The sequence below is a fragment of the Methylomonas sp. MgM2 genome (assembly GCF_054172045.1).
Window position 1 is genome coordinate 114,954 of sequence record NZ_JBSYXO010000004.1, and the last position, 26,131, is coordinate 141,084.

24 protein-coding genes are annotated in these 26,131 nt (G+C 48.4%); 2 read left to right on the forward strand and 22 right to left on the reverse strand.

Going from position 1 to position 26,131, the window contains the following annotated elements:
- Positions 1-28: 28 nt before the first annotated feature.
- The 8 genes from ACW73I_RS04950 to ACW73I_RS04985 are packed head-to-tail and all read right to left on the reverse strand — an operon-like array spanning position 29 to position 10,271.
- Positions 29-1,855 carry a polysaccharide biosynthesis protein gene (locus tag ACW73I_RS04950; RefSeq protein WP_458028129.1) on the reverse strand — a complete coding sequence of 609 codons (1,827 nt, stop codon included), beginning with the start codon at positions 1,853-1,855 and terminating at the stop codon, positions 29-31.
- The gene (locus ACW73I_RS04955; RefSeq protein ID WP_458028130.1) at positions 1,845-2,882 is read right to left on the reverse strand and encodes an MraY family glycosyltransferase; all 1,038 of its coding nucleotides are present in this window, start codon (positions 2,880-2,882) and stop codon (positions 1,845-1,847) included. Before ACW73I_RS04955 ends, ACW73I_RS04950 begins: the two co-directional genes overlap by 11 nt.
- Position 2,883: 1 nt before the next feature.
- On the reverse strand, positions 2,884-3,846 hold the full coding sequence (locus ACW73I_RS04960; RefSeq protein ID WP_458028131.1) for an NAD-dependent epimerase/dehydratase family protein: 963 nt from the start codon (positions 3,844-3,846) through the stop codon (positions 2,884-2,886).
- On the reverse strand, positions 3,846-4,979 hold the full coding sequence (locus ACW73I_RS04965) for a glycosyltransferase family 4 protein (RefSeq protein WP_458028132.1): 1,134 nt from the start codon (positions 4,977-4,979) through the stop codon (positions 3,846-3,848). The genes ACW73I_RS04960 and ACW73I_RS04965 overlap by 1 nt, the downstream gene beginning before the upstream one ends.
- Positions 4,979-6,133 (reverse strand): glycosyltransferase family 4 protein, encoded by a 1,155-nt coding sequence (locus ACW73I_RS04970; RefSeq protein ID WP_458028133.1) that lies wholly within the window; start codon positions 6,131-6,133, stop codon positions 4,979-4,981. Before ACW73I_RS04970 ends, ACW73I_RS04965 begins: the two co-directional genes overlap by 1 nt.
- Positions 6,134-6,137: 4 nt before the next feature.
- Positions 6,138-7,016, reverse strand: coding sequence for a sulfotransferase family protein (locus tag ACW73I_RS04975; RefSeq protein WP_458028134.1), 879 nt, complete (start codon positions 7,014-7,016; stop codon positions 6,138-6,140).
- Complete coding sequence (locus ACW73I_RS04980; protein WP_458028135.1) at positions 7,013-8,779, reverse strand: hypothetical protein; 1,767 nt, start codon at positions 8,777-8,779, stop codon at positions 7,013-7,015. The genes ACW73I_RS04975 and ACW73I_RS04980 overlap by 4 nt, the downstream gene beginning before the upstream one ends.
- 13 nt (positions 8,780-8,792) lie before the next feature.
- On the reverse strand, positions 8,793-10,271 hold the full coding sequence (locus ACW73I_RS04985) for a lipopolysaccharide biosynthesis protein (RefSeq protein WP_458028136.1): 1,479 nt from the start codon (positions 10,269-10,271) through the stop codon (positions 8,793-8,795).
- A 205-nt stretch (positions 10,272-10,476) separates the two neighbouring features.
- Here ACW73I_RS04985 and ACW73I_RS04990 point away from each other — a divergent pair, with 205 nt between their 5' ends.
- Together ACW73I_RS04990 and ACW73I_RS04995 are read left to right on the forward strand one after the other, a co-directional pair.
- Positions 10,477-11,649: an EAL domain-containing protein gene (locus tag ACW73I_RS04990; RefSeq protein WP_458028137.1), complete on the forward strand. Its 1,173-nt coding sequence runs from the start codon at positions 10,477-10,479 to the stop codon at positions 11,647-11,649.
- Between the two features lie 17 nt (positions 11,650-11,666).
- Positions 11,667-12,137 (forward strand): EVE domain-containing protein, encoded by a 471-nt coding sequence (locus ACW73I_RS04995; protein ID WP_458028138.1) that lies wholly within the window; start codon positions 11,667-11,669, stop codon positions 12,135-12,137.
- Between the two features lie 66 nt (positions 12,138-12,203).
- Here the strand turns inward: ACW73I_RS04995 and ACW73I_RS05000 are convergent, their stop codons facing one another.
- From ACW73I_RS05000 to ACW73I_RS05065, 14 genes are all read right to left on the reverse strand, one after another.
- Positions 12,204-13,349, reverse strand: coding sequence for a glutaredoxin family protein (locus tag ACW73I_RS05000; RefSeq protein WP_458028139.1), 1,146 nt, complete (start codon positions 13,347-13,349; stop codon positions 12,204-12,206).
- 31 nt (positions 13,350-13,380) lie between these two features.
- Positions 13,381-15,291, reverse strand: a complete 1,911-nt coding sequence (gene ftsH, locus ACW73I_RS05005) for an ATP-dependent zinc metalloprotease FtsH (RefSeq protein ID WP_458028232.1) — start codon at positions 15,289-15,291, stop codon at positions 13,381-13,383.
- Positions 15,292-15,391: 100 nt separating this feature from the next.
- Positions 15,392-15,877 carry a flavin reductase family protein gene (locus ACW73I_RS05010; protein WP_458028140.1) on the reverse strand — a complete coding sequence of 162 codons (486 nt, stop codon included), beginning with the start codon at positions 15,875-15,877 and terminating at the stop codon, positions 15,392-15,394.
- Positions 15,878-15,895: 18 nt separating this feature from the next.
- On the reverse strand, positions 15,896-16,201 hold the full coding sequence (locus ACW73I_RS05015) for a DUF2818 family protein (protein WP_458028141.1): 306 nt from the start codon (positions 16,199-16,201) through the stop codon (positions 15,896-15,898).
- Entirely contained in the window at positions 16,201-17,697 is a 1,497-nt protein-coding gene (lysS, locus tag ACW73I_RS05020; RefSeq protein ID WP_458028142.1) for a lysine--tRNA ligase, read from the reverse strand. The genes ACW73I_RS05015 and lysS overlap by 1 nt, the downstream gene beginning before the upstream one ends.
- Positions 17,698-17,777: 80 nt before the next feature.
- Complete coding sequence (locus ACW73I_RS05025; protein WP_458028143.1) at positions 17,778-18,593, reverse strand: NYN domain-containing protein; 816 nt, start codon at positions 18,591-18,593, stop codon at positions 17,778-17,780.
- 20 nt (positions 18,594-18,613) lie between these two features.
- Positions 18,614-18,892 (reverse strand): DUF2442 domain-containing protein, encoded by a 279-nt coding sequence (locus ACW73I_RS05030; protein WP_458028144.1) that lies wholly within the window; start codon positions 18,890-18,892, stop codon positions 18,614-18,616.
- A complete protein-coding gene (locus ACW73I_RS05035; RefSeq protein WP_458028145.1) occupies positions 18,873-19,109 on the reverse strand; it encodes a DUF4160 domain-containing protein in 237 nt (78 codons plus the stop codon). The genes ACW73I_RS05030 and ACW73I_RS05035 overlap by 20 nt, the downstream gene beginning before the upstream one ends.
- Before the next feature lie 27 nt (positions 19,110-19,136).
- A complete protein-coding gene (gene prfB, locus ACW73I_RS05040; RefSeq protein ID WP_458028146.1) occupies positions 19,137-20,234 on the reverse strand; it encodes a peptide chain release factor 2 in 1,098 nt (365 codons plus the stop codon).
- A 67-nt stretch (positions 20,235-20,301) separates the two neighbouring features.
- Complete coding sequence (lgt, locus tag ACW73I_RS05045) at positions 20,302-21,090, reverse strand: prolipoprotein diacylglyceryl transferase (protein ID WP_458028147.1); 789 nt, start codon at positions 21,088-21,090, stop codon at positions 20,302-20,304.
- 198 nt (positions 21,091-21,288) lie between these two features.
- The gene (locus tag ACW73I_RS05050) at positions 21,289-21,783 is read right to left on the reverse strand and encodes a DUF3617 domain-containing protein (RefSeq protein WP_458028148.1); all 495 of its coding nucleotides are present in this window, start codon (positions 21,781-21,783) and stop codon (positions 21,289-21,291) included.
- A gap of 133 nt (positions 21,784-21,916) precedes the next feature.
- A complete protein-coding gene (locus ACW73I_RS05055) occupies positions 21,917-23,809 on the reverse strand; it encodes an ATP-binding cassette domain-containing protein (RefSeq protein WP_458028149.1) in 1,893 nt (630 codons plus the stop codon).
- Positions 23,800-25,074, reverse strand: coding sequence for a competence/damage-inducible protein A (locus tag ACW73I_RS05060; protein WP_458028150.1), 1,275 nt, complete (start codon positions 25,072-25,074; stop codon positions 23,800-23,802). Before ACW73I_RS05060 ends, ACW73I_RS05055 begins: the two co-directional genes overlap by 10 nt.
- A complete protein-coding gene (locus ACW73I_RS05065) occupies positions 25,071-25,985 on the reverse strand; it encodes an AEC family transporter (protein ID WP_458028151.1) in 915 nt (304 codons plus the stop codon). The genes ACW73I_RS05060 and ACW73I_RS05065 overlap by 4 nt, the downstream gene beginning before the upstream one ends.
- Positions 25,986-26,131: the final 146 nt, after the last annotated feature.

The following is a 26,131-nucleotide window of genomic DNA, read 5'->3' on the forward strand; positions in this document are numbered from 1 at the left end:
GGATCTGCCGCCGTTCGGGCCAACCCAATCATTCGGTTTTAAACTCGGGCACTAAGTCTTTAAGCAAAGCGAGTATGCGCGGCTGATCAGACGCTTGGCAAGCGAGGGTCAATTTCCGAATCGTATTGAACCATGCGTCATTGTCATAGACCCTCGCTTTTGCCAAGTATAATTTGCTATAGCCCGTTTCCATCAATTGTTCTTCATCGTGAAACAGCTCTTCGTATAATTTTTCGCCCGGCCGCAAGCCGACAAATTCGATGGCAATATCCTCGCCGGGCACTTTTCCACTCAACCGAATCATCTGCTCGGCAAGATAAACAATTTTGACCGGCTCCCCCATATCTAACACAAAGATTTCGCCGCCATTTCCGACTGTTTCGGCCTGCATGATCAGTTGGCAGGCTTCGGGTATGGTCATGAAGTAACGAGTAATATCGGGATGAGTAACGGTCACGGGCCCGCCCACCTGAATTTGCTCTCTGAATAGCGGTACCACGCTGCCCGCAGAATCTAACACATTACCAAAACGGACAGTCATGAAGCGCGTAGCACCGGTTTGATTAAAATTCTGGCAAAGGATTTCGGCGGCGCGCTTAGTGGCGCCCATTACGTTGCTCGGATTGACCGCTTTATCGGTCGAAATCAATACGAAACGCTCAACACCACCGGCAATTGCCGATTCCGCCAGAATTTTGGTGCCTATTAGGTTGTTAAACACGGCTTCGCGCACTTGGTCTTCCAACAAGGGCACATGCTTGTAGGCGGCGGCGTGAAAAATCACATCGGGTTTTTGAGTATCTATTACCTGCCTTACGGACAACGCGTCGGCGACGTCCCCAAGCACGGCATGATGCTCTAGCTGCGGATAAAGCCGACGCAACTCGGCATCTATTTTATACAGGTTGAATTCGCATTGATCGAACACAATCAAACGTCGTGGATGTATTCGCGCCAATTGCTTACAAAGTTCCGAACCAATCGATCCGCCACCACCGGTTACCAATATCGCTTTATCTTTCAAACTGGTTTTCATGCGCTGCCAATCCAGTCGGACGGGATCCCGCCCCAGAATGTCCGTAATCGATACGTTTCTTAAATTGGCTTTGGTGACCGTACCATTCAGTAATTCCTTTACTGACGGCAAAGTCTGAAACGGCACATCACACGCTTCGCATATTTCCACAATACGGCGCATTTGCCTGTCCGTCGCGGATGGAACCGCGATCAGCACCACTTCGATTTCCCACCGCTCGATCAGATCAGGCAACTGCTCGATTCTACCTTCAACGCGTATTCCGCGTATTTCACGCCTAAACTTACTAGGCTGATCATCGGCAAAAATAACCGGCAGGTAACCACTATCGGGATTCGATAATAAATCGCGAATCAGCATTTCTCCCGCCGACCCGGCACCGACAATTAATGCCCTACGTCCAACTCTTTCAAGGAAAGCCCGCTCTTTCCAGAATCGATACATAAAGCGGGGTACGCACAGCAGGGCCAGCAAGATTAAGACATACAGCGGCATTACCGACCGCGGCATTCCTTCTAAGCGGTTGTATAGGAACAAGCATCCCGCGATAAAAAAAATCCCTGCCAAAACCGATTTCGCAATACGTATTAAGTCCGGTATCGATGAAAACCGCCATACGCCACGATACAAACCAAACGTCCAAAATGCGGAAACCTGGATCGCTATCACCCCGGGTAAATATAAGAGCGCCTGATAAAAATACTCGTCCGGGATTTCATCCAAGTTAAAACGAAACCAATAGGCCGCAAACCATGCCAGCGGCACCATGGTTAAATCGTGAATGAATATGGCGGTTCGCGAGCGCAACTTAAAACCCATTGCACACCTTATCGGCTTGCCCTGCTTTGAAGTAATAAGCCAACCACAGTAACGGCAGGTAAGCCACTAGCAAACCCAGCAACGCATAACGAGGATACAAAAACACGAAGCATGAAATCGGCAGAAGCCAAAACAAATTGATGCTCCAGCAAGCCAGCAATACTTTCAAGTGGCCATATCGTTTGGCGGCACGCTGATACGCGTGAGAACAATGAGCCTCGTACCATTTTTGCCGGCTAAGAAATCGAAAAATTAAGGTATAGGTTGCGTCAACCATGAAAATACCGAACAAAATCAGCCCGCAATAAAACAAGACTGCGGCTTGTTGTGTAGCCATTAACAACAAAATTCCCAGTAATAGTCCTAAAAATCCGCTACCAACATCACCCATGAAAATTTTGGCCTTGGGCCAATTCCAGAGCAAGAATCCAATCGACGAAGCCGTTAAACTAATAGCGACAGTAAACGAGAACCGATCGATGTAGTACAAATAACCCGCCAAAGCACCGGAAACAAACACTGATTCGGATGCGGCAATGCCATCAGTACCATCCATAAAATTAAACAAGTTTAAAAACCAGACCAATAGAACTGTGCCAAGCAAATAGCCAAACCAGCCGAAATCCGCCATCCGAGTTTTAACAAACCAATCGAAAGGCATCGGCACAAGCAGTTTCGGAAATCCTCCAAGTAAACTTAAAGCCGACAGTGCCGCAATCACATGAATTAATATCCGCCACCGCGCGGAAACATGGCCGTGATCGTCGCAAAAACCAATTCCAGCAACCAATATACTTGAACTTAAGGCGACTAAGGAGTCAGCATGATTAGGAGCGGCAAAAAACAGGAAAATCACGGCAGCGATGAAAGCCAATACAATGGCTCCCCCTCCGCCACGAGGCGTTGGCAGCGTATGCGAACTACGCAAATTGGGCACATCCATTACATTGTTGGATAAGGCGTAAGAGCGAATCCAAGCTGTCAATACAAATGAAACGAGCAAAAGAAGAACAAAATGCAATAACATGCTATTTCGGATTAAGAAAGCGAATAATATCCGGTAAAGATCGTTGAAGTGTGCAGCTAGGATGAAAATCCAATTCCTGCTCGATTTTAACAGAGGAGTACCAGGCGGAACCGCTCAACTTCTGCAGGGCCGTGCTATCAAACGGGAAGCGTCGATGAATCACACAACCAATTATATCGCCGATTTTTGCCGAAGCCTTGAGTAGGCCAATAGGAATTTCCCAACGAACCGGCGGCTTACCGAGCCCCTCTCTAATCCAGTCATAAATTTGCCGAGTCGAATACGACTGTCCATCGGTCACAATATAAACTTGACCTTTAGCCTCCGGCTTTTCCGCCGTTAATATTGCGGCCCTGGCCACGTCTTCCACATGCACCATTGACCTTCGATTATTGAAATTCGGCAAAGGCGGAAACAAACCGAATTTAATCGCTTTAATCATGCGCGGCAAATTGCCCTTGTTGGATTCGCCGTAAACCATGCAGGGGCGAATGACGACTGGATGCGGTACGTAACCGCCATACAAAACCAACTGTTCCGCTTCGAATTTTGAACGGCCATAGCTAGTATGAGCAAAGGTCGTCACCGATTCGTCAACCGCTTGATCATTGCAATCGCCAACGGCCTTAACGCTGCTAAAAAATACGAATTGCTTAACACCGGCTCGCTTAGCCGCTTCAAGAATTTTACGTGTGCCTTCGACGTTTATTTGCCGAAACTCGCGATTATTGCTCGGCCTTTCCGCTACGGCATGTGCCTTGCCCGCGAGATGAAAAATAGTATCTATGCCGCTACATAAATTCTTCGGGCAATTGTCATAGATAAAATCCATTTTGAATGCGTCCGTTTCGTTACCCGTCGAACGATGTCCTAAGGTGCGAACTTTTATTCCTCTCGCACGCAGCAGCGAACACAAGCGTTGACCAATGAATCCATGAGCACCTGTTACTAAAACGTAGCGCATTACAGCATAGCCTGATATACGGATAGAGTTTGTGTTAGCACAATTTGATCCGAAAACTCTTGTTCTACTCTAGCTCTTCCGGCCCTACCCATTTCTTTACGTAATTGCTGATCAAGAATCAGCTTTTCCAATGCATCCGCCAACGCGTTTATATCCCTTGGAGGAACTAAGATGCCGTTAACGCCGTCCTCGACAATCTCATGGCAACCCGCGGTATCGGTCGTCACGATAGGCCGAGCGCAAGCTGCGGCTTCGATCAGGCATTTGGGCACGCCTTCACCGTAATACGACGGCAGAACCGCGACATGACCGCCGCGCCAAAACTGCGCTATATCGTCGACCTGTCCGATCCAGCGTACGTCACCTTCCTGATTCCAAGTCTGCAAATCTTCCAAACTGACCGAAGCCATATTCTCTGAATCGGGCTGACCTAATAAAAATGCATCGAATCTTAATCCTTTTTGTTTGAGCAACGCTACTGCCGCAACGTATTCCCCGACTCCCTTATCCCACAACAGACGCGAAGCAAGTGCAACGGAGACAGTGCCATCGGGCTCCGGGCTAGGATAAAACCTCTCAATATCCACGCCCGACCCCTTGATTAATCTGACGCAAGACCGATCGATTTGTAATCTTTGCAACAATGCCTCGTGATCTTCCTTATTCTGGACGATAGTGCATGTATTTCTTCTGCGAAATAAAATTCGGCACAAGAATTCCACCCACGGCCTTAGCAATCGAGCTTTGAAGCGCTGACTGGAAAAAATAACCCCAAGCCCGGCCAGCAAATTGACCACCTTAAGCCGACGCATGAACAACGCAACGATACCGCCGTACAAAACCGGTTTGAGTGCAATATGATGAACAATATCAGGTTTAACTTCACGGTAAACTTTCGCAACTTGTAACAAAGTGCGAAGTTCGGTGACAGGATTGATTCCCCCTCGATCGACATTTAGCGGAATGACGTTTATTCCCGCGCTGCGAATAATATCGCCATGTCTATGCAGACGTGTCAGCACGGAGACTTCAAATCCCGCTTGCCGGGCCGCTTTAGCCAATGCCAAACGGTGCGAACAGAAATACCAGTCTTCCGTGACGAAAAAGAGTAATTTGGCTTGGTTCGGCTTCATTAAAGATCAGCACATATCAAAGATTCATCCCAAACCCTTCGATAAGCCAGGACGGTTTTTTCGATACTAAAATTCTCGACGATTCTATTGCGGCAGCGTTTTTGTCTATCTGTCCAATCCGCTTTGTTTTTCATTAGCGTAAACGCCTGAATCAAAGCAGAGGCCAGCGCATGCGCATCTTGTGGCTTAACAATCCAACCGGTGTCGCCAACGATCATTGCAGCGTCTCCCACGTCGGTCGTCACGCAAGGCGTACCGCATGCCATCGCTTCCGCCAAGACATTCGGGAACGCTTCACCGTACGCGCTAGATAAGACGTGAACGTCTATCGCATTCATGATGTCGGGGATATCGTTACGAGGTCCCAATAATATCGTTCGGTCGGTCAAGTCGTAATCGTCGAGCAATTGTAAAAAAATCGTATTTTCCTCGCTCAAACCCTGTCCAACCAATACGCAACGAAATTCATGCCGATCTGCTTTCAGGACCGCTAGCGCTTTAAGCAAATTCGTATGATCCTTTTGCGAATCGAACCGCGCAACCATTCCTAACACCGGCATGGTATCAACGGCACCGAATTCCTCGCGCGCACATAGTCTGGCTGTTGGATTCGGACTGAATTGTTTCAAATCATAACCATTCGGTATGACTATGCATTTATTCGACGGATAGCCCAATTGTCGATGAACCTCAACGGCTCTGTTAGCACAACAGATGATTTTGGCGGGTAACCATACCGAAACCTTGGCACAAAGCCGCACGACTAAGCGAGTCGAAAGTTTCGTCTTGACCGGATGCACATCGCTATGCCTGACTCCCCAACAAATTGTTTTAATACCAGTCATCTTTGCGACGCCGCCCCCGATCAAATCGGCATGATACATCCAAGTTTGCAAGACATTGGGGCGCTTTGTTCGTATCAACATAAAAAGCTTTATGAATGAATAAAAACCATAAAATAAATTTTTATGAAAATTCAAACATATAACTTCTATACCTTCTTTTTCCAACATCGGTCCGTACTTGCCGGGACCAGTCAGTGAAATTACTATATGTTTGTCAACAATGTCGGATCGGCACAATCGATAGAGGGTGGCTTCCGCTCCCCCGTTCTGTAGACCGGATATTACGTGTAAAACTTTAAGCTGCAACATCACTCTAACGCAACCAATAGGAAAGATCTCTTGCAAGAAGCAGCGATAAAGTTTCTATGTCAGCCTTGAAGTGATGTTTAAGCCTTAAGCGCATTTCGTCGGACATTGGCGGTCTCGCCCGGTAAATCCTATTTTTTTGGTCGATACCTCGAAGTATCCCCAAACTACGGCGTATGCCGATACGCCGTTTCGCAAACTCAAGCCAGCGCAGCAATAATCTAAGATACGGCCAACGCGTTATTTTACTGGTATTGAATACCGGAAAATTTTGACGGCCATCGTCGTCAACCCCTAAAAACGCTAATATTTGCCGATATACCGACCCCGGGTCGTGTTTCAAGTCATCCAATAACACTGTAAAAACACGTTCTTTAGGCACTGTTTCATAAAGACGCGACAACTGCCCCCCCAAAGCACACGCCTCGTCATAGAGTAAATGCCTGGGGTTCCTGCACCAACGAGTAAGCTCACGACCTTGGCGTCTTTGGTCGATCAAATTCCAAGCCTTTTCAAAATCTTCGATGTGTTCACTCCCGCTGACCACTAACTGCTCATGCAGCGAATATGCCATCTCTACCGGATTACGTAAGCAAACAATGTAGCGCGCATTTGGCGAATATTCTTCGATATTTCGAACGGCGGCAGGCGAATACAAATACCACGGCGACGCTTCCCCAACGGCAATGTGTTGTTCATTCGCGCCTCTAAAAAGGCGTTCGTAATCCTCTCTATCGGGCGTCGTAATCCATGCATCTCCGGTATTAAAATGCAAGGGTTCTTTGTGCGGAGACATATAAACCTGCGGATGCTCCGACAACCATGCCGCGAGCGAAGTCGTACCGCATTTTGGAGCACCCAAGATAAAAAAGTTAGGTTTTTTCATTCCGAATCGCTCTCTGCTCGCTCCAGACACCCAAAAAGCTGCGCTCCAGTCGAATATCTTATAAGTTTATTTGTCAGGTCATTATACCCTTCGTTGAAGGTTTTTCTTGCACCAAAAAATAGATTCGCGTCTCTTTCACATGCATATGAAAAGGTGCGAAACGCATCGGCATCATTTAGCAAACATTCTACAGACTCTATTAAATCATTATCGTTTTTCGCTAATTTACCTAGCTTTTCCATTATTGAATACATTATTAACGCCTGTTCATCCATATAGGGGCACCAAATTATGCCACAGCCAGATTTTGCAGCTTCTATCATTGCGGTAGACGAAACAGATATCGCCAGTATGTATTTCGCCGGAATATCGCCGTAACGCCGATTAGAGGCATCAAACCAGTCAGGATAATCACGATTCAATGTTTCAATATGACTCTTGGTTAACGGACTTAAAGGGTGAGAACGCACCGACATCAAAACCTCGTCTTTCTTAGATAAGAGTCCTTTAAAAACATTAATAATTTTATCGTTTGCCTTTTTATTGCCGCCGAGAATTAACACTATCCCAAACTCAGAACTGCTTTCCTTACTCCAGTTAAATCGCAATGGCGCATCGTCACGACCCGCTCGATCCGATTCGATAATTCGATGCGCATCGATTCCATGTTGAACCAACAACTCATAGCTATTTTTATCTGTAACATGATAAAAATCCGGTAATAACTGTTGCTCAAGCGGAAAGTCGCGGTCTTTAAAAACACGTTCCGCCGGCCTCAATTCTGCCAAGGATCGAGGCAAAAAACACACGCTTGGCGCCATTTTTTCCCTTGCGACAAATACAAATATTTTCTTTAAGTTATTGTTTAGAGACGATTGAAAAAAAACAAATTTAACTTGAAATACTTCAAAAACCTTTCTGATCGACAAAATCAAAAGCACGTTTTTGAAGAATAAAATGTAATTACTTTTTTTAATAAATTTAAATAATAAATTATGATGATTTATCTGACTCTGTTTCTGCTTTAAAGCTTTATTGAAGGAAATCAACTCATGGACGCCAATAACCCAAGCTTTTAGGTCCAGCAAGGATAAAAGCCTATAAGCAATCCCATTCTCGAAAAAAATACCTTTTTTTAAGTTTATGCTTATGGATACATAATCAGACGTTATTTGTCTTAGAAACCCCCCATATTTATGATTGCTTCCACCGGAAACGTCGATAGCCACGCATGGATATCCTTTCCTTTTTAAACGCGGTTTTCTATTTAAAAAACCGTTCATCATAAATATGAGTACGGATACATTTTTGATAAAATAGGCTGCGTTTTTAAGATGCCAAAAAAAACTTCCTTTTAATTTTCGTTTTACTAAAAAAGAATTGGCACGCAAAACTTCATCTAGCGCTCCGGAAACAAAACTTGATTCAATACATATGCAATCCACTTGTTTTATTCTATGGATTTCGTTGATCAACTCAATCAAATAATAATACCAGATGATATTATTTTTTCCCTTGAGGCGAAATGAATCATGCAAATACCAATTGTCCGTAATAGGCCATGCGTAAATGCCTTCGGCGCAATTCTTGAACGCCCTCGCGATTTCCAATACATCGTTATCTAATTTTTTTGCTGCGGTTTCTAATACTGTTAATCTTTCATCAACAGAAAAAAACTCTTGAACCGGCTGATCATCAATAGCAAGATTTGCCCCGATACAGGCGTCGTCGTATATTGTTAGGATTAATTTATTATCAGCCATTAAAAGTAATTCGTTAAATATGTCTATAAAATTTTCGTGCCGCCATCTCTTTTATCAATACAAATCCGTTAAGTTTAAATAAAAACGCAGAAAAAAAATACATAGTTATAGACAGCATGCCAAACACGGTTATTTCGACTAATGGCTCCCAAGAGACGTAATTTACAATATAGAAACAGCAAGCTGCAACTACAAAAGACAATAACAAATTGGTAATAAAATCACTTAATTGTTCTCTTATAGAATAACCTATCAACTTCGATAGAAAATAACTGTTCGGGATAAAAGTTAAAATGGAACTAATAATTTGCCCTATTAAAATTCCTAAAATTCCAAACTTAATACTAATTAAAAAAACAGTCACTACAACTAATTTCTTTAAAACTTCTAAATAAAAGTATAAATCGGATCGGCCTTTGACTTTGAGGAGGTTCAAATTGATGGTCGTAATTGGATCTAACAATCCGGCAAAACATAACAATTGAAAGTATTCCGCCGCCGCTGACCATTTTGCCGGCATTAATCCTTCGAAAATTTGACTGGAAAGTACGGCCAAAATGGTCATCACCGGAAAGAGAAGAAAAGTTACAACCGACGTAATTTTTCTGTAGCGAGCTTTCAGGTCTTTCTCACTTTCATTTAATTTGGCTAAAGTGGAATAGCTAACGGTATTTATCGACCCAATCAATTGATTGATGATCATATCTTTGATCTTTTCTGCAAAGAAATAGCACCCGGCGGTTGATGCATCAAAAATCTTTGCAATAACTGCTATATAAATATTCGAAAATATGATGTTAATCGCTCCGGATAGGAAAAGCTTGTATCCGAAAGCGTACATTTGTTTGAATGCCTTTTGGCTAAAACTAAGTGACGGCCTCCATCGCCGTTTAAACCATAAAAAAACCGCTTGTGTTAAGGAAAAAACTAGCGATTGACTAACTAATGCCCATACACCAAATCCCGAATAAGCAAAAGCGACTGATATTATCGCTGATAAAAAACTGGCAGGTATAAAAATTTGTGTCCCTGTTTTGAAATCAATCTCTCTATGTAACTGTGCATTCTGGACCACAATGAATGAATTAATAATAACGCCTATCGCGGAAATTCTTATAAGATTAACTAATCTCTCTTCATCGTAGAATGCGGCAATCCAAGGAGCTGCGCCATATAAAATACAGTAAGAGCCTATCCCCATTAACAAATTCGAGTAAAATGCGGTATTGAAATCTATCTGGGTTGCGTCTTTCTTCCGAATTAATGCCTCTTTAAAACCAGAGTTCATCAGAGAAGAGCCGATAGCTAAAAATACGGTCATCATTGCGACTAAAGCAAAATCTTGCGGAAGCAAAACCCGCGCAAGCAACAATATTACTACAAAGTTTATACCTCGCCTCACTAATAGTTGGATAAAATGCCAAACAATTCCATGAAACGTTTTGTTTATTAATGTCATAAGAAAGGAAAATATAATAGGTATTTTTCGCATCGAAATAATACGCTATTATCAATTGAAAAATCTCCGTGCATTAGATCAATTTGCGTGCAAAGGCGAAGCCGCAAGTCCGTCGAACCTGAGGGGGCAACCTTATTGAGGTTTAAATTTATCCGAAAATGGAGCAAAAGAGCGAATTGATTTAAAATGGATAGGTCACCAACTGCGGCCAAAATCTTATTGTTTAGATTGTTAACTAATGACGGAACTTCAACTCAACCTTTTCCCTTGTTTTCAACCGATCGTTAGTGTAGCCAACGGAAAAATCATCGGCTATGAAGCGCTAGCCCGACAAATAAATTCCAATAACGCAGTCGTCTCGGCCGGCTCGCTTTTTTCATCAAGCACATTGAGTACGGAGCAAAGGACCGCATTCGATCGAGATGTTCGGTGGAAGGCCCTGCAAAAATTTGCCGAACTCGATAATAATACATCATTAGCCATCAATATTTCGGCATCGTGGATAGAAAATTTACGACACCTTAATGCGCTTCCCACTCTTAAGATGCTGGACGACTTAAAGATCGACCGTCATCGCATCATAATCGAAATCAGCGAACAACATGCCGATCTAGTTAAACTGACTGAAATAGTGAAACGATACCGCAAACAAGGCTTGCGCGTGGCATTGGATGATTTTGGCGCCGGTGCATCGCAGTTGCAGCGAGTCATGGCGATACAGCCTGACATTATCAAAATCGACATGCGGCTATTCAAAAAAGCCACTAAGGGCGGTATTGTCGGTGAAGTGGTCTCAATGATGACCCGTTTGGGAAAACGCACAGGTTGTCAAATCATTTGCGAAGGCGTTGAAACCGACGAGGAATTTTTGTTCGGGTTGAACTGCGGCGCTCAATATATGCAAGGACACTTGTTTTCGCCGGCTCAACCCGATTTCATGCCGGCCGACAGCTATGAACAACATATCGTGTCCTTGCGCACCAAATTCTTAAAAAGAAAGATTGCCAAAATAAAGAACAAAATCAAATCAATCGCTAACACCAAAGAACTTATATATCGTTTGGCGAAACAATTACAAGGTGACTTTAATCTAAATGAACTCGCTAGCTGGAATTTCGCCGAAAGCGGTGTCATTCGCTTTTATTTGTGCGATAACGATGGTTATCAACTATCGCCGGATTTTAATTTTTCCGAAGACAAATGGTTTACCGACCCGCGCAAAATCGGTTTTAATTGGTCCTGGCGACCGTACTTTTTTCAGTTGCTTGCCTTAGAAGACAGTGGCGACCGCGACCGTATCATTACCTCGGAGCGCTACCGGGATTTCAGCACTGATTTTCTTTGTAAAACACTATCGTTACGACTTGATACGGACCGAATATTGCTGGTCGATATCGTGGCATCGGAATAATAATCACCGCACATACTATGAAATACTGGCTCATGAAATCCGAACCCGATGCGTTCAGCATCGATGACCTTCAAACACGGCCGCAGCAAACCGAACATTGGGATGGGGTTCGCAATTATCAAGCTCGAAACATGATGCGGGATGAAATGCGAATAGGCGATCAAATCTTTTTTTATCATTCAAATTGCAAGCTACCCGGCATCGTCGGCATCGCGGAAGTCGTTAAAGAAAGCTATCCAGATTTCACCGCCTTTGATCCTCAAGATAAACATTTCGATCCGAAAAGTAATCCCGAAAAGCCGACGTGGTTTATGGTCGATGTTCGATTTGTAAGGAAATTTGCGCGTACGATCACTCTACAGGAGCTCAAACAAAAACCGGAATTATCTGATCTTGCATTGGTAAGACGCGGCAATCGACTATCCATCATGCCGGTTACCGAACGGCAATGGACATTGATACGGGAGTTAGAAAACTCTGTTTCTTGAACCAAGCGTTCGTTCACCCAAACGAGTGATCGCTCGTTTTTAAGCTTAGTTTTAGAGACCGCGCATTTACATCAGCCAATCCGGCCTCGCTATCATAACGACCGCCAATGCCAACATCACTGAACCGCTAACTAACTTTAACCAACGCCCCGATTCTTGGGTTAGCTTATGGCTGCCTAGGGTAATCACTGCGATCGCAACCATCAAGGAGTCGTCCGCAATATAAGCAAGGATATAAAGCAAAAGGTAAGCATAGTATTCGATCGTGCTGAATCCGTGCTGGCTTAGTACGGCGGTATAAATCGCCGGCAAGCCCGCCGTGCACAGCAATTCGATGAAGTTAACCAACACCGCCAGAACGGTAACCGAGATCAATGACGCCGTCATCGCTTCGGTTTGCATTAATTGGCGCATCCTAGCGTATAAACCGGGTTTGGCCGAATCGGGAATCGAAAACGAAATACCTTGATTAAAGGCAAAATAGTCTTTTACGTTTACGGCGCCGATCACGATGGCCAATCCCGCTAAAGTCCAGCGTACCGAATCGGACATTCCCATCAGCAAAAACACATTCAGCCAGGCTGCCATGAACGCATAATACACTGCGCCACTGACCAGCACGAAGGTGCCCGCTACCAAAGCCATGCGCCGACGATTTTGCAGCCTGATTAATAGCGACAGCAAAAATAGCAAAACCCACATTGCGCATGGATTAAAGCCGTCCAGCAAGCCCATCGCCAATGTGAACATCGGTAGCCCCAGGCGTTCGACGCTGATGCGGCCAAACCAGCCGGCATCGACCTGCTGACTGACGGAGGCATTGTCGATAAACGCCGTTAACTCCGGGCCGCTGGTGGCTGCGTCTGCAAAACCGACCATCACCTTGCCGTGCATCGCAAAGGTCGGTACACCCGGCGGCCAAATTCCGGCTTTTCGGGAAAGATTGATTAGTTCAATGCGAGCACTGGGATCTTGATCCAGCGATCGGTAGATAATTTTGAGATGGGGGCGCTGCGCAGCAACATGAGGCAAAAACGTTTTCGCTTCGGCACAGTGCGGACAGCCATCGCGCACATACACTCGCAAAATGCCCAGTTCTTGCGCATTGCTCGCCCAAGCCACAATAGGCGCAACCAGCAGGCCGAGTAAGCATATATAACGATACAAATTAAGCGGCCTGGGCCGATTCAACGTTCCGGTGCTTGTCGGCATATGACACACCATCGTCCTTGATCTTTTTAACCTATCGCGACAATAACGCCGTCATTTCCTCGCGTTGAATGACTTCTTTTTCTTGCAACAGATCGGCCAATTTATCCAGTTGTTGCCGCTTGCTGGTCAATATCTCCTCGGCGCGTTTTTGACCTTGTTCGACCAAGTCCTTGATTTCGGCATCGACGATACGGGCGGTTTCTTCGCTGTAATTGCGCTGCTCGGATATATCGCCGCTCAAGAATTGCAATTGCTGACGTTGGCCGTAAATCAGCGGCCCGAGCTTTTTGCTCATCCCCAGATAACACACCATGTTACGCGCGATTTCGCTGGCTTTCTCCAGATCGTTTTGCGCGCCGGTTGAAATGCTACCTAATGCCAATTGCTCGGCCATGCGTCCGCCCAACAGAATCGCCAATTGGTCTTTGAGCTCGTCCTCGGTGGACAGGTATTTTTCCTCTACCGGCAACTGCAGCGTAAAACCAAGCGCCGACACGCCGCGCGGAATGATCGATATTTTATGCACCGGTTGGCCGGTCGGCACGGATTCAGCAACCAGGGCATGGCCGGCTTCGTGGTAAGCCACGCGGCGTTTTTCTTCGGGGCCCAGCACCCTGTTTTTCTTTTCCGGCCCCGCCATGACGCGGTCGATCGCGGCTTCGAAATCAGCCATGCCGACCGTATCGCGGCCCCCACGCGCCGCCAAAATGGCCGATTCGTTTGCGATATTGGAAAGATCCGCGCCGACAAAACCGGGAGTGCGTTTAGCCACAGTTGCCAAATCGACATCTTGAGCCAGTTGCATGCCTTTGCTGTGCAATTTCAAAATCGCGATGCGGTCTTGCAAATCCGGTTTTTCAACCACGATTTGCCTATCGAAGCGGCCGGCCCGCAACAAGGCTTTGTCCAGGATCTCCGGTCGATTGGTGGCGGCCATGACGACGACGCCGGAAGCCGGATCGAAGCCGTCCATCTCGGTCAGCAATTGATTAAGGGTTTGCTCGCGTTCGTCGTTGCCTCCCATCACGACGGGGCCGCCACGAGATCGTCCGATCGCATCCAATTCGTCGATGAAAATAATACAAGGGGCTTTTTGCCTGGCCTGTTCGAACAAGTCCCGCACCCGCGCGGCGCCGATACCGACAAACAACTCGATGAATTCAGAGGCGCTGATGTTGAAAAACGGCACACCCGCTTCGCCGGAGACCGCTCTAGCCAACAAGGTTTTGCCGGTGCCTGGCGATCCGACCAGCAACACGCCTTTCGGCATACGCCCACCCAACTTCTGCAGTTTTTCCGGCGATTTCAGAAAATCGATGGTTTCTTTTAATTCCTGCTTAGCGCTTTCCGCGCCGGCCACGTCGTCAAAGGTTATTTTGCCGGCTTCCTGCTGAATCTTGATCTTGTTGCCGATATTCAAAAATCCCCGCCCCGCGCCGCCGGTCATTTTCGGCAACAGCCACATCCAAATGCCGGCAAAAATAGCGATAGGGATAATCCAATTGAACAGGACGTTGCTGAACCAGTTTTCGCCGCTTCTGACCACGTATTCCACTTTATGGTCTTGCAAGTTTTTGGTTAGCGACTCATCCCAGAGTGGAATGGTAAAGAAATACTTGCCGATCTTTTTGTCTTCTTCCTTCAGGCTACCGTTGATAAATCGTTGGGTGACGACGGCATTTTCCACTTTATCGGCACTCACCAATGCCAGGAACCGGCTATAGGGAATTTCCTTTCCATTCGGTTTTTCTCCGCCTGCTAAGATGGAGAGGACAAATAAAACGAGCAACACATAAAGCCAGGTGCGAGGCTTTTTGTTGTTCGCAGCATCCGGACTATCCGACGGAGCCCGATCTTGGGAAGACGGTTTGAACAACGCAGCTAATTTATCATCCAGCCAGCGGAACGATAAAACCAACCATTCCCACAGGGCTTTTAGCATTTCGATCAATTTGTGTTGTCCGCTCATGATATGTCCACCCTCTACAAAGAAAAAATCAAAGCGCCGGCTTTACTCCGTTTATTTTCCAACCTTTCCTCGATTAAGCGGGCGATAGTTGCCGATAAGCGCTACTGTAATACAACAACGGCTCGCCATTGCGGCACACCACTTTTTGTACCTCGCCGATCACGATCCAATGCGTGCCGGCTGATACCTGTTCGACAACCCGGCATTCCAGGCAGGCCAATGCGTCGCTTAACAAAGGCGCGCCGTTATCGCCCGATTCCCAGGCCGTATTGGCGAAACGTTCTTCCTGCGAACTGCCGCCGGCGAATTTATTGGAAACATCTTGTTGTTCATTGCTCAGTATATTGACCGCAAACTGATGTTGATCCAAAACAACAATACCGGTATCGGTATTCTTATTCAAACAAACCAAAATTTGCGGCGGATCGAGCGACACGCTGCTGAACGACGTGGCAGTCATACCCTTTAAACCTTTGTCTGCGGATTGCGCGGTCACTACGGTGACGCCACTTGCCCATAGCTTTAGAGCACTTTTAAATTCATTTGCATCGACAGTCATATATTTCTCTTTTAAAGATTATGCTTTTAACAGTTTCTTGAGGTCATAGTGGTAAATAAAACCGGGCAACGCAAATACTACAAATAGACAAAGCGTCGCCACGTAAAATTCCCATTGTTGGGAATGTACGCCGCCAGTCAATTTGTTTTCCAATGCCATCGCCAATAAGCCGGTTAAGCAATAAAATACCAGCCATTCCAACCAGCGCCACCAAGCCGTCTTGTTTAGCCTCACCACCAACAAAAAATGTTCGGTAAGCCAAGGAATATTGGCAGCGATAAAGGCGGCGACCAATAACACCTCGTAAACATTGCTACGCATCATTAGTTTTTCGGACGCATATGCGGGAACAATAACACGTCGCGGATGCTAGGCGCATTGGTAAACAACATGACCAATCGGTCTATGCCTATGCCTTCACCGGCGGTTGGCGGCATGCCGTGCTCCAGAGCTGTGATGTAGTCCGCATCGTAATGCATCGCTTCGTTATCACCCGCTTCTTTTTCCTCGACTTGTTTACGGAAGCGATCGGCTTGATCCTCGGCGTCGTTCAGTTCGGTAAAGCCGTTGGCGATTTCACGACCGCCGACGAAAAATTCGAAGCGGTCGGTCACGTGCGGATCGCCGTCATTGCGGCGCGCCAGCGGCGACACTTCCACCGGATAAGCCGTGATGAAGGTCGGATTCATCAAGCGATGTTCGACGGTCTTTTCGAAGATCTCGATTTGCACCTTGCCCAGACCATACGTCTCCTTGACCGGAATATTCAATTTTTCGGCTACTTTAATCGCGGCGCCGCGCGTATTGAGGTCATCGATCGTCAAGTCAGGATTAAAATGCAGGATCGATTCCAGTACCGTCATGCGCGCGAACGGCTTGCCGAAGTCATACGTTTCGCCCTGATATTCGATGCTGGTCTTGCCGACGATGTCTTCGGCGATGCCGCGCAGCATCGCTTCGGTCAAATCCATCAAATCGCCATATTCGGCGTAGGCCTGATAGAACTCCAACATGGTGAATTCCGGATTATGCCGAGTCGACAAACCTTCGTTACGGAAATTACGGTTGATCTCGAATACCCGTTCGAAACCGCCGACGACCAGGCGCTTCAAATACAGTTCCGGCGCGATGCGCAGATAAAGATCCATGTCCAACGCATTGTGGAAGGTCGAAAACGGACGTGCCGTCGCGCCGCCGGGGATGACCTGCATCATAGGAGTTTCGACTTCCAGAAAGTCGCGCTGTACCAGAAATTCACGAATGTAATTGACGATTTTTGAGCGCATGACGAAAGTCTTGCGGGTATCGTCGCTCATGATCAAATCCAGGTAGCGCTGACGGTATTTGATTTCCTGATCGGCGATGCCGTGGAATTTCTCCGGCAATGGGCGCAAGGCTTTGGTCAGCAGCCGAATTTCGTCGACCTTGACGCTGAGTTCGCCGACCTTGGTCTTGAACAACACACCTTCCGCACCGATGATGTCGCCGATGTCCCATTTCTTGAAGCGCTCGTTGTAAACGCCTTCAGGCAAATTATCGCGCGCGACGTAAACCTGAATCTGGCCGGACATATCTTGCAAATGGCAAAAACTGGCCTTGCCCATGATGCGGCGGGTCATCATGCGGCCGGCGATTTTTACCCGAATCGGTTCGGCCGTCAGTTCCTCTTCGGATTTTTCGCCGTATTCGGCCAATAATTGACCAGCCACCACATTGCGGCGAAAATCGGTCGGAAAAGCAACGCCCTCTTCGCGCAGGCCGTTGAGTTTTTCTCGGCGTTGTTTGATCTGTTCTTGTTCGTCGTTTACGAGTTCTGACATGAATTAAATTACTTAAAAAATATTATTGAAAAAGTTTCTTGAATAGATAAAAACAAATCGAAGGACTTCGTTTTGATCTATTATTTAGTTTCAGATGGTTGAAACTGAACGTAAATATTCTGGTGCCCACTTTCCATTTTTCTTTGTTCAACCTTCACATAATCGAGTGAGGTTATCAGTTTCCCTAATTTACTGAATCCATAATTTCTCGGATCAAACGAACTATCGACTCTGGGAATATAACTACCGACACCACCCAAATTTGCCCACCCATCCTCTTCAGAGGCTGATTCAATAGCGTCCTTAATCAATTTTTTTAGTGTGTCATCAGCAGTTTTCTTATTATTGCCTGTCTGCTCTTTTTTATCGTCTTTGGGAGATGTTGCGCTTGTGCTCACGTTAAAAAACGCTTTCGAGTCGCCGATTGATCGTGCATCCAATGTTGATGCCTCGTCATCCATTATCGTTTCAGTAAAGATAAATTTATTGCACGCCGCTCGAAATGGTTCTGGGGTACTTCTACGGCCAATTCCGATGACTTCGAGCCCTGATTCTCTAATACGCGTTGCTAATTTAGTGAAGTCGCTATCACTTGAAACCAAAAAAAAGCCGTGAAACTTGCCCGTATAAAGCAGATCCATGGCGTCGATGATCAACGCAGAATCAGTGGCATTTTTGCCTGTCGTATAACTAAATTGCTGGATTGGCTGAATGGCATGCTTATTCAAAACACTCTTCCACTGCACCAGCTGTGGACTTGTCCAGTCGCCGTAACATCGGCGCGAGGTAGTGTCACCGTACCGAGCAGTTTCGGTTAGCACTGCATCGATAGATTTCGCCTGGGCGTTATCGGCATCAATCAATAATGCAAAACGTTTATTGTTGGAAAGTTGCATTCTTATTCCTTTGGAATTAACTAACCGAAGTCCTGCGCATGATTATTGAATTCAACCGATGGTTTTCCCGCAATCAAGCCAAACACCGAAATATCCTCATCGATCTGGGGCCAATGTATTCCTTCGCCATCGCCAAGTATCTGATAATCGTCCCTCTGCCTCGCATCAGCTTTGGCCAACCGAGGAAACCAAATGATAGGTACTGAAATTTGGCGTCCGTCGACTAAGAGCACGATCAATTCCTGATCTGTACAAGTAACCGAAGATGCTCTAGGAATTTCAACGGCTAAAGAATTCATTCCAGGCCTCCATTAAGACTTTCTGATTTTCTTCTACCAGTTTATTCAACTTAGTCAATTCATGTGCGGAAAAACCGGTACTTCTCGCATATACCACGGGGCTTAGCCAGAATTTCGCCAAGGCCTTTTCACACTGAACGTGAATATGTGCGGGTTCACCATTTTCATTGCTGTAAAAGAAAAAACGGTAACCGCCAACTCTCAATACTGTGGGCATCGAATTCGGTGCTAAGTCACTAAAACTTTACAACCCGCTCTTCAAACTGGCCTCGATAAACTGGTCCAAGGCGCCGTCCAATACCGCCTGGGTATTGCCGGTTTCAACATTGGTGCGTAGATCCTTGATACGAGACTGATCCAAGACATACGAACGAATCTGACTACCCCAGCCGATGTCGGACTTGGAATCCTCGACCGCCTGCTGGCTTTCGGTACGCTTCAGCATTTCCAGTTCGTACAATTTGGCTTTCAACTGTTTCATCGCGGTATCTTTGTTCTTGTGCTGCGAACGGTCGTTCTGGCACTGCACGACGATCCCGGTCGGGTTGTGGGTAATCCGCACCGCCGACTCCGTCCTGTTGACGTGCTGGCCACCGGCGCCACTGGCCCGGTAAACGTCGATGCGCAAATCGGCCGGGTTGATGTCGATCTCGATGTTGTCGTCGATTTCAGGCGACACGAACACCGAAGCAAACGACGTGTGGCGGCGGTTGCCCGAATCGAACGGCGACTTACGCACCAAGCGGTGCACGCCGGTTTCGGTGCGCAACCAACCGAAAGCATAAGGTCCTTCGAAGCGTATCGTCGCGCTCTTGATGCCGGCCACGTCTCCGGGCGACTCCTCGATCAATTCGGTCTTGAAACCTTTGTCTTCGCCCCAGCGTAAATACATGCGCTCTATCATTGATGCCCAATCCTGAGCTTCGGTGCCGCCGGAACCGGCCTGAATATCCAGAAAGGCGTTGTTCGGGTCCATCTCGCCGCTGAACATGCGCTGGAACTCCAAACCCGCGACTTGCTTTTCGAAACCCTCTAAATCGGCCGCAACCGTGTCGACCGTGTCGGCGTCATTTTCCTCCACCGCCATCAACAGCAATTCTTCCGCGTCGTTCAGGCCTTGTTCCAAGCCTTTGATGGTCAACACCACGCTTTCCAGCATGGCGCGTTCCTTACCCATCGCTTGCGCCCGTTCCGGGTTGTTCCAAATAGCCGGGTCTTCCAGCTCCCGCAAAACCTCCACCAAACGTTCGCTCTTAGTGTCGAAATCCAAATAAGTTTTCAGACTGGAACCACGTTCGCGCAAATCGGCGATTTTGTATTTGATCGGATTGATTTCTTGCATGAACCCTCAAAACCCAGCAAAACACCGGCATACCCGGCAATTCGAAAAAGCGTGCAATTATAAACGATTACGCGACCGGCTTGCTCGACTGGTTTTTTAGCGACCAAGCGATACAAGCCATGCCGGCCAATATAAACGGAATGCTAAGCAATTGACCGGTTGTCAAAGCAAAACCGGTCGCATACATGGCTTGCTCGGTTTTGACGTATTCCAGGAAAAATCGCACCCCGAACAGCATGACCAGAAAACAGCCGAACACAAAGCCGGGCTTGTCGCCCCGTTTCTTATAAATCAATAGCGAAATCCCGTAAATCATTAAATAACTGAACGATTCGTAAAGCTGCACGGGATGACGCGGTATGGCATCGACGCGAACAAACACCACGCCCCAGGGCAACTGAGTCGGGATTCCCAAAATCTCCGAATTAAAAAAATTGCCTATCCGTATCAACGCGCCTGCCAGCGCGGTTGGAATACACACTCGATCCAACAACCAGAAATAGCCGTCGCCGAATTTCCGCCGGTAAAGATACAAGGCGAAAATAATCCCCAAGGTGGCGCCATGACTCGCCAATCCGCCTTCCCAAATCGCTAAAATCTTGACGGGATGCGATAAGTAGTATTCGGGATCGTAAAACAAAGTATGCCCCAAACGCGCGCCGACGATAGTCGCGATTACCATATACCACAGCAATGTATCGAGCTCTTCGACGTTTTTGCCTTCGCGCTGATAAAACCATTGCATGGTTAAAAAGCTGCCGACGAAGCCCAGCGCAAACATCAGGCCGTACCAGCGAATTTTCAGAAAACCGAAGTCAAAAAGAATGGGATCTATGTTCCAGATCAAATGCTGCATGGCTAAGCTGAGAATTAGTTGAACTTGTGGAAAGGTTACAAGGTTTGCAGACATGCGGCAAACGGGCTTTGAGATTTGCCATCTTTCCTGAACCAGTCGTTGAATGATCTTAATACCGAAGCCTGCCCTTACCCAACGCTTCTACCCTATCGGTCGCGCCGCTGACATAAAATCCGAACTGGCGATTGATAGCGGGCTCTATTGCTGCTGCATGTCCTCGGTGCATTCGCCAATAAACCTTGACTTAATCGCGATTTGGATCGGCACGGTCCGGTCGCCTTTTACAATAAGCTGCTTGATCTCCGAAGAAAATTCGTGTCGAGAAACCGAATTGTTGATCGACATATCCGCCTTGCTTCCATCCGCGAACTCGCAAATCATTCGCCAGGACGCGGAATCTTTATTTCTGACCTGGTCGGACAACGAACATTTCGCTCCTTTCTGTCTCATCTTTTCATTGTCAATACCCGGTGTCAGATACGGATCCTTTTTTAAGAATGCCTCGGAAAGGCATTGGCGCATGGTCGAATCGTTGAGCGTCTTTGTCACGCCGGTAGTCGGGTCTTGAGCCGTTATTTTCGCTTGCACTTCCCAACCACCGGGCTCCATGACGGCCTGAGCATCCGCCGCGACAGTCCAACTCATGAGCACAGTTGTGATAGCGATACGATAATGGATTTGAAGTTGTTGCATATTTTCCCCTTGGAATAAGTGATTGATCATTTGAAACCGGTTCCCTTAACCCCGCATTCCTTTTCATTAGTGTCGGTAGGTAAACGCGAAATTATCCTATTCATCAAGCGACGCGTCCCGCTGCTCACAGTTATTAGCCCTGCAACGCATCCAACTCATCCCAACGCTGATAAGCCTGGGCCAGCTCTTCCTCGGTCGCCTTCAGCCTGTCCAATAGCTCTGCCACCTGGTCCTGGCTTTGCTTGTAAAAATCGGGCTGGCCGATCCGGTCGGTCAATTCCGCTTGCAAGGCTTCCAATTGTTCTATGCGTTCCGGCAATTGTTCCAGTTCGCGCTGCTCTTTGTAACCGAGCTTTTTGGCCGGCGCGGATTTGGGTTTTTCTTTCTTGACGGTTTCGGCGCTCGCCTTGACCATCTCGGCTTCGGCTTTTTTGTTTTGCTCGGCCAATCTGACCCAATCGGCATAGCCGCCGATGTATTCTTCGACCCTGCCCTCGCCGTCGAAGACCAGCACGCTGGTGACGACGTTATCCAGAAATTCGCGGTCGTGGCTGACCAACAACAAGGTGCCCTGATACTCGACCAGTTTTTCCTCCAGGATTTCCAGGGTTTCCAGGTCAAGATCGTTGGTGGGTTCGTCCATGACGATCAAATTGGCCGGCTTGGTGAACAGCCGCGCCAGCAACAAACGGTTTTTTTCGCCGCCCGATAAGCTGCGCACCGGTGAACGTGCACGGGCAGGCGCGAACAAAAAATCGGCCAGATAGCTCATCACGTGCCGCTTGCCATCCGGCAAGTCGATGAATTCGCCGCCGTCCAGCACGCTGTCGGCCACGCTGATGTCCGGATCGAGCTGTTCGCGCAATTGATCGAAATAGGCGATTTGCAGATTGGTGCCGAGTTCGACCGTGCCGCCGGTCGGTTCCAGTTGACCTAACAGAAGCTTCAACAACGTGGATTTGCCGGCGCCGTTGTTGCCGATCAGGCCGATCTTGTCGCCGCGCTCGATGCGTATCGAAAAATCCTTGATGATGGTCTGGTCACCGTAGCTAAAACTGACGTCTGTCGCCTCGACCACTTTTTTGCCGGAGATTTCGCCCTTATTCAAGTCAAGTTTGGTGACGCCCTGAGTATTGCGGCGCTCGGCCCTTTCGGCCCGCAAGCGCTTCAAGGCCCTGACCCTGCCTTCGTTGCGGGTGCGGCGGGCCTTGATGCCTTGGCGTATCCAGACTTCTTCCTTGGCCAACTTCTTGTCGAATTCGGCGTTTTGATTGGCCTCGTCCTCCAGCGCGGCGGCTTTGCGGGTCAGATAATCTTGGTAGTCGCCCGCCCACGAAGTCAATTGGCCGCGATCCAGATCGACGATGCGGGTCGCCAGTTTTTGCAAAAAGGCCCTGTCGTGCGTCACGAACAACACCGCGCCCGGAAAGTTCAGCAATTGCTCTTCCAGCCAGGTGATGCTTTCGAAATCCAGGTGGTTGGTCGGTTCGTCCAGCAACAAGACTTCCGGCTCTATCACCAAAGCCCGCGCCAGGGCCACCCGCCGTTTCCAGCCGCCGGACAATCCGCCGACCTTGACGTCCGCGGGCAGTTGCAATCGGCTCAATACGGATTCGACCCGCTGCTGAAAATGCCAGCCGTTCCCGGCTTCCAGTTTATGTTGCACGCTACCCAGAGCTTGCAGGGATTGCTCGCTGCCGTCCATGTGGGTCAGCAAATCATGGTAATGCGCGATCAAGCTACCCAAATCGCCCAAGCCACCGGCCACGGCTTCGTAGATCGTGATTTCGTCGTTTAAATCCGGCATCTGTTCCAGCCAGGCCAAGCGCAATTCCGGTTGGCGCCACACTTCGCCGTGATCGGCCGGAATATTGCCGGCGATGATTTTCATCAACGTGGATTTACCCTCGCCGTTACGGCCAAGCAATCCGACCCGTTCGCCGGGGTCGAGTTGAAAGTTGGCGTTGTCGAGTAAGGCGTGGGTGCCGAAGGCGATGGATACGTTGTTTAGGCGAATTAATGGCATTTGTCTTGTAAGTAGCGTCTGAGTAAATCCAGGCTCAATAAGGCAGACTGGTTTTGTTTGGTTTTTGCCGGGCCGGTCAGTCGATGGCGACTATGAAAGAAGCCGGTTTCGGTTTTTAGGCCATTATAAAGGACGATGCTGCCGTCCTGATCGCGATAATCGTCTTGCGTGCCGTGAAACAGTTGCACCAAAGCCAGATTAGCGTGTTGCCGCCGTTGCAACTCGATAGCCAAACGACGGGCGACTTCGGCGATTTGATGTTCGGAATCGACTGGTCCGGCATCTTCGGCGGGTTTCTTCCGAGCGCAGTCCAAGGGCTCGGGACCGACGTCCAATGAACCGAGCGCGGCATCCGTATCCTTGGCGATCATGGCCGCCGCCAACCAGTCCCGGCCGTGGCATTTGGCCGCCAATAAACCGCCGCTGGCCGTTTCCAAGGTCGCCAAACTCCGGTTGGACATCAAGCTATCGATCACCGTCAACAAATCGCCGCCGGATTGACCATCCAGGCCATCGATCGCGAATACATAATCGCCTATACATTCCGCCACCCGCCGGACGATTTGCCGCATCTCGCCGAGCGGAAAACCGGGAACAAAGCGCAATTTGGTTTGCACCTCATCCGGCGTGGCCCGAAACCCCAAAGCCACGCCTTGTGGCAATATCATGTCTTGCAAGCGTTGTTGAATGGCCGATTCCCCTACGCCTTCGCTACGCAGGGTAATCAGGCTATCCGGCTTCAGGTCGAATTGCGCCTGCAGTCGTAATCGTACCGTGGGAAACATGGCTTTCATTTCCGAAGGCACGCCCGGCAAAAACACGAAACGACAGCGCCGGATTTTCAACGCAAAACCCGGCGCCGAACCGATGGGATTGTCTATGCGCTCGGCAGCTTGCGGAAAATAAGCCTGCTTGCGATTGATCTCCGCCATCGGCCGCCGGCGTTTGGCGAAGTAGGCTTCCACTTGGCTCATGGCGGTCTGGTCGAATCTGAGGGCTTGGCCGGCGGCAATCCCGGCGGCTTCGGCGGTCAAGTCGTCGACGGTCGGCCCCAGGCCACCGGTGCAGATGCAAACGTCGGCACGCTCGGCGATTTCCCGGATCAAGCCGACCAGATCGTCCAAATCGTCACCCACCGCCGTGTGACGTTCGACCGCAAAGCCCATATCATTGAGTTGCTGCGACAACCAAGCCGCGTTGCTGTCGACGATTTGCCCGCAAACCACCTCTTCGCCTTGGGAAAAAATTTCCGCGATCGCTTTCATAGTCGTTCAAACCAGTACGGTAGGCTGATCAGGCTCAGGCCCGTGGTCAGGGTCACGGCGGTCGCGTACAAGGAGCTGTCCAAACGGTAGCGGTCGCAAAACACGACGCCCAACAGCATGCTGGGCATGGCCAGATCCAAAACGGCCGCGGCCTTGTATCGCCCTTGCAATTGCACGAGATCGGCGATATGCATCGCCGCCCACGGGAACAGCAACAATTTGAACGCGACGATCGGCACGATATACGGCAGATTGCGCATCCGAACGGACTGCCAGCTCAAGGCCAGACCCAGCGAAAAAATCATCAACGGCGCCACGGCCGCTGAGATTTTCTGCAGCAAGCCAGCCAACCATATTGGCGCAGGCACTTGGCCGACGTTCAACGACACCGCGGCGAACGCCGCCCAAAACGGCGGCGCATTGAAAAAGCCTAGCAAGGACTTGGTCTTGCCTTCGTTATCGCCGCCGAAGTAGCGGGCCAGGCTGATCCCCAAGGTAAACACCAAAGGCGCCGCGGCGAATAAATCCAGTTGTATGACGACTGAACGCGACCAAGTGCCGAACGCTTGTTCCAGCACCGGCAGCCCCAGATACGTCACGTTGGGGAAGGCGGCGGCCAATATCACCGCGCCGGCTTGCTGGTTTTTAAACTTGAATGCCTTTACCAGCAGCCAGCTGACGGCAACGCCGAGCAAGATCGTGGAGCAGCCCAAAGCGCTGTACTTTAAGGTTTGCTTGCCGATGTCGGCCTTCCACAACACGTCCAGCACCAATGCCGGCAGAAAGAAGTAATACACCACACTGGTCAAGGCCAAGCGGGTTTGATCGGCGGACAGACCGCGTATCGGAAACAAGCGCCAGCTAGCTCCGCACAAGATCAGCACGGTCATTTGGATTAAGGTGGTATTCATCGAGGTGGCTTGTTCGAGTTGTAAAGCCGGATTATACAGGCCGGCTTATGGTTTACGCCGATTGCGTAAGCATTGATCCTAAAAACCGCAGTTGGTCCACGAAAAGCACGAAAGACACGAATCAGTTTCTTACATGATGTATGCCT

Coding starts and splice junctions, on each gene's coding strand:
- ACW73I_RS04970 (WP_458028133.1), bottom strand. CDS start 6,133: ATGTTGCAGCTTAAAGTTTTACACGTAATATCCGGTCTACAGAACGGG.
- ftsH (WP_458028232.1), bottom strand. CDS start 15,291: ATGCTAAAAGCCCTGTGGGAATGGTTGGTTTTATCGTTCCGCTGGCTG.
- ACW73I_RS05025 (WP_458028143.1), bottom strand. CDS start 18,593: ATGCAACTTTCCAACAATAAACGTTTTGCATTATTGATTGATGCCGAT.
- ACW73I_RS04955 (WP_458028130.1), bottom strand. CDS start 2,882: ATGTTATTGCATTTTGTTCTTCTTTTGCTCGTTTCATTTGTATTGACA.
- ACW73I_RS05010 (WP_458028140.1), bottom strand. CDS start 15,877: ATGACTGTCGATGCAAATGAATTTAAAAGTGCTCTAAAGCTATGGGCA.
- ACW73I_RS04960 (WP_458028131.1), bottom strand. CDS start 3,846: ATGCGCTACGTTTTAGTAACAGGTGCTCATGGATTCATTGGTCAACGC.
- lgt (WP_458028147.1), bottom strand. CDS start 21,090: ATGCAGCATTTGATCTGGAACATAGATCCCATTCTTTTTGACTTCGGT.
- ACW73I_RS04965 (WP_458028132.1), bottom strand. CDS start 4,979: ATGAAGCCGAACCAAGCCAAATTACTCTTTTTCGTCACGGAAGACTGG.
- ACW73I_RS05065 (WP_458028151.1), bottom strand. CDS start 25,985: ATGAATACCACCTTAATCCAAATGACCGTGCTGATCTTGTGCGGAGCT.
- ACW73I_RS04950 (WP_458028129.1), bottom strand. CDS start 1,855: ATGGGTTTTAAGTTGCGCTCGCGAACCGCCATATTCATTCACGATTTA.
- ACW73I_RS05035 (WP_458028145.1), bottom strand. CDS start 19,109: ATGCCCACAGTATTGAGAGTTGGCGGTTACCGTTTTTTCTTTTACAGC.
- ACW73I_RS05060 (WP_458028150.1), bottom strand. CDS start 25,074: ATGAAAGCGATCGCGGAAATTTTTTCCCAAGGCGAAGAGGTGGTTTGC.
- ACW73I_RS04990 (WP_458028137.1), top strand. CDS start 10,477: ATGACGGAACTTCAACTCAACCTTTTCCCTTGTTTTCAACCGATCGTT.
- ACW73I_RS04985 (WP_458028136.1), bottom strand. CDS start 10,271: ATGCGAAAAATACCTATTATATTTTCCTTTCTTATGACATTAATAAAC.
- prfB (WP_458028146.1), bottom strand. CDS start 20,234: ATGCAAGAAATCAATCCGATCAAATACAAAATCGCCGATTTGCGCGAA.
- ACW73I_RS05050 (WP_458028148.1), bottom strand. CDS start 21,783: ATGCAACAACTTCAAATCCATTATCGTATCGCTATCACAACTGTGCTC.
- ACW73I_RS04995 (WP_458028138.1), top strand. CDS start 11,667: ATGAAATACTGGCTCATGAAATCCGAACCCGATGCGTTCAGCATCGAT.
- lysS (WP_458028142.1), bottom strand. CDS start 17,697: ATGTCAGAACTCGTAAACGACGAACAAGAACAGATCAAACAACGCCGA.
- ACW73I_RS04975 (WP_458028134.1), bottom strand. CDS start 7,016: ATGAAAAAACCTAACTTTTTTATCTTGGGTGCTCCAAAATGCGGTACG.
- ACW73I_RS05055 (WP_458028149.1), bottom strand. CDS start 23,809: ATGCCATTAATTCGCCTAAACAACGTATCCATCGCCTTCGGCACCCAC.
- ACW73I_RS05030 (WP_458028144.1), bottom strand. CDS start 18,892: ATGAATTCTTTAGCCGTTGAAATTCCTAGAGCATCTTCGGTTACTTGT.
- ACW73I_RS05000 (WP_458028139.1), bottom strand. CDS start 13,349: ATGCCGACAAGCACCGGAACGTTGAATCGGCCCAGGCCGCTTAATTTG.
- ACW73I_RS04980 (WP_458028135.1), bottom strand. CDS start 8,779: ATGGCTGATAATAAATTAATCCTAACAATATACGACGACGCCTGTATC.
- ACW73I_RS05015 (WP_458028141.1), bottom strand. CDS start 16,201: ATGATGCGTAGCAATGTTTACGAGGTGTTATTGGTCGCCGCCTTTATC.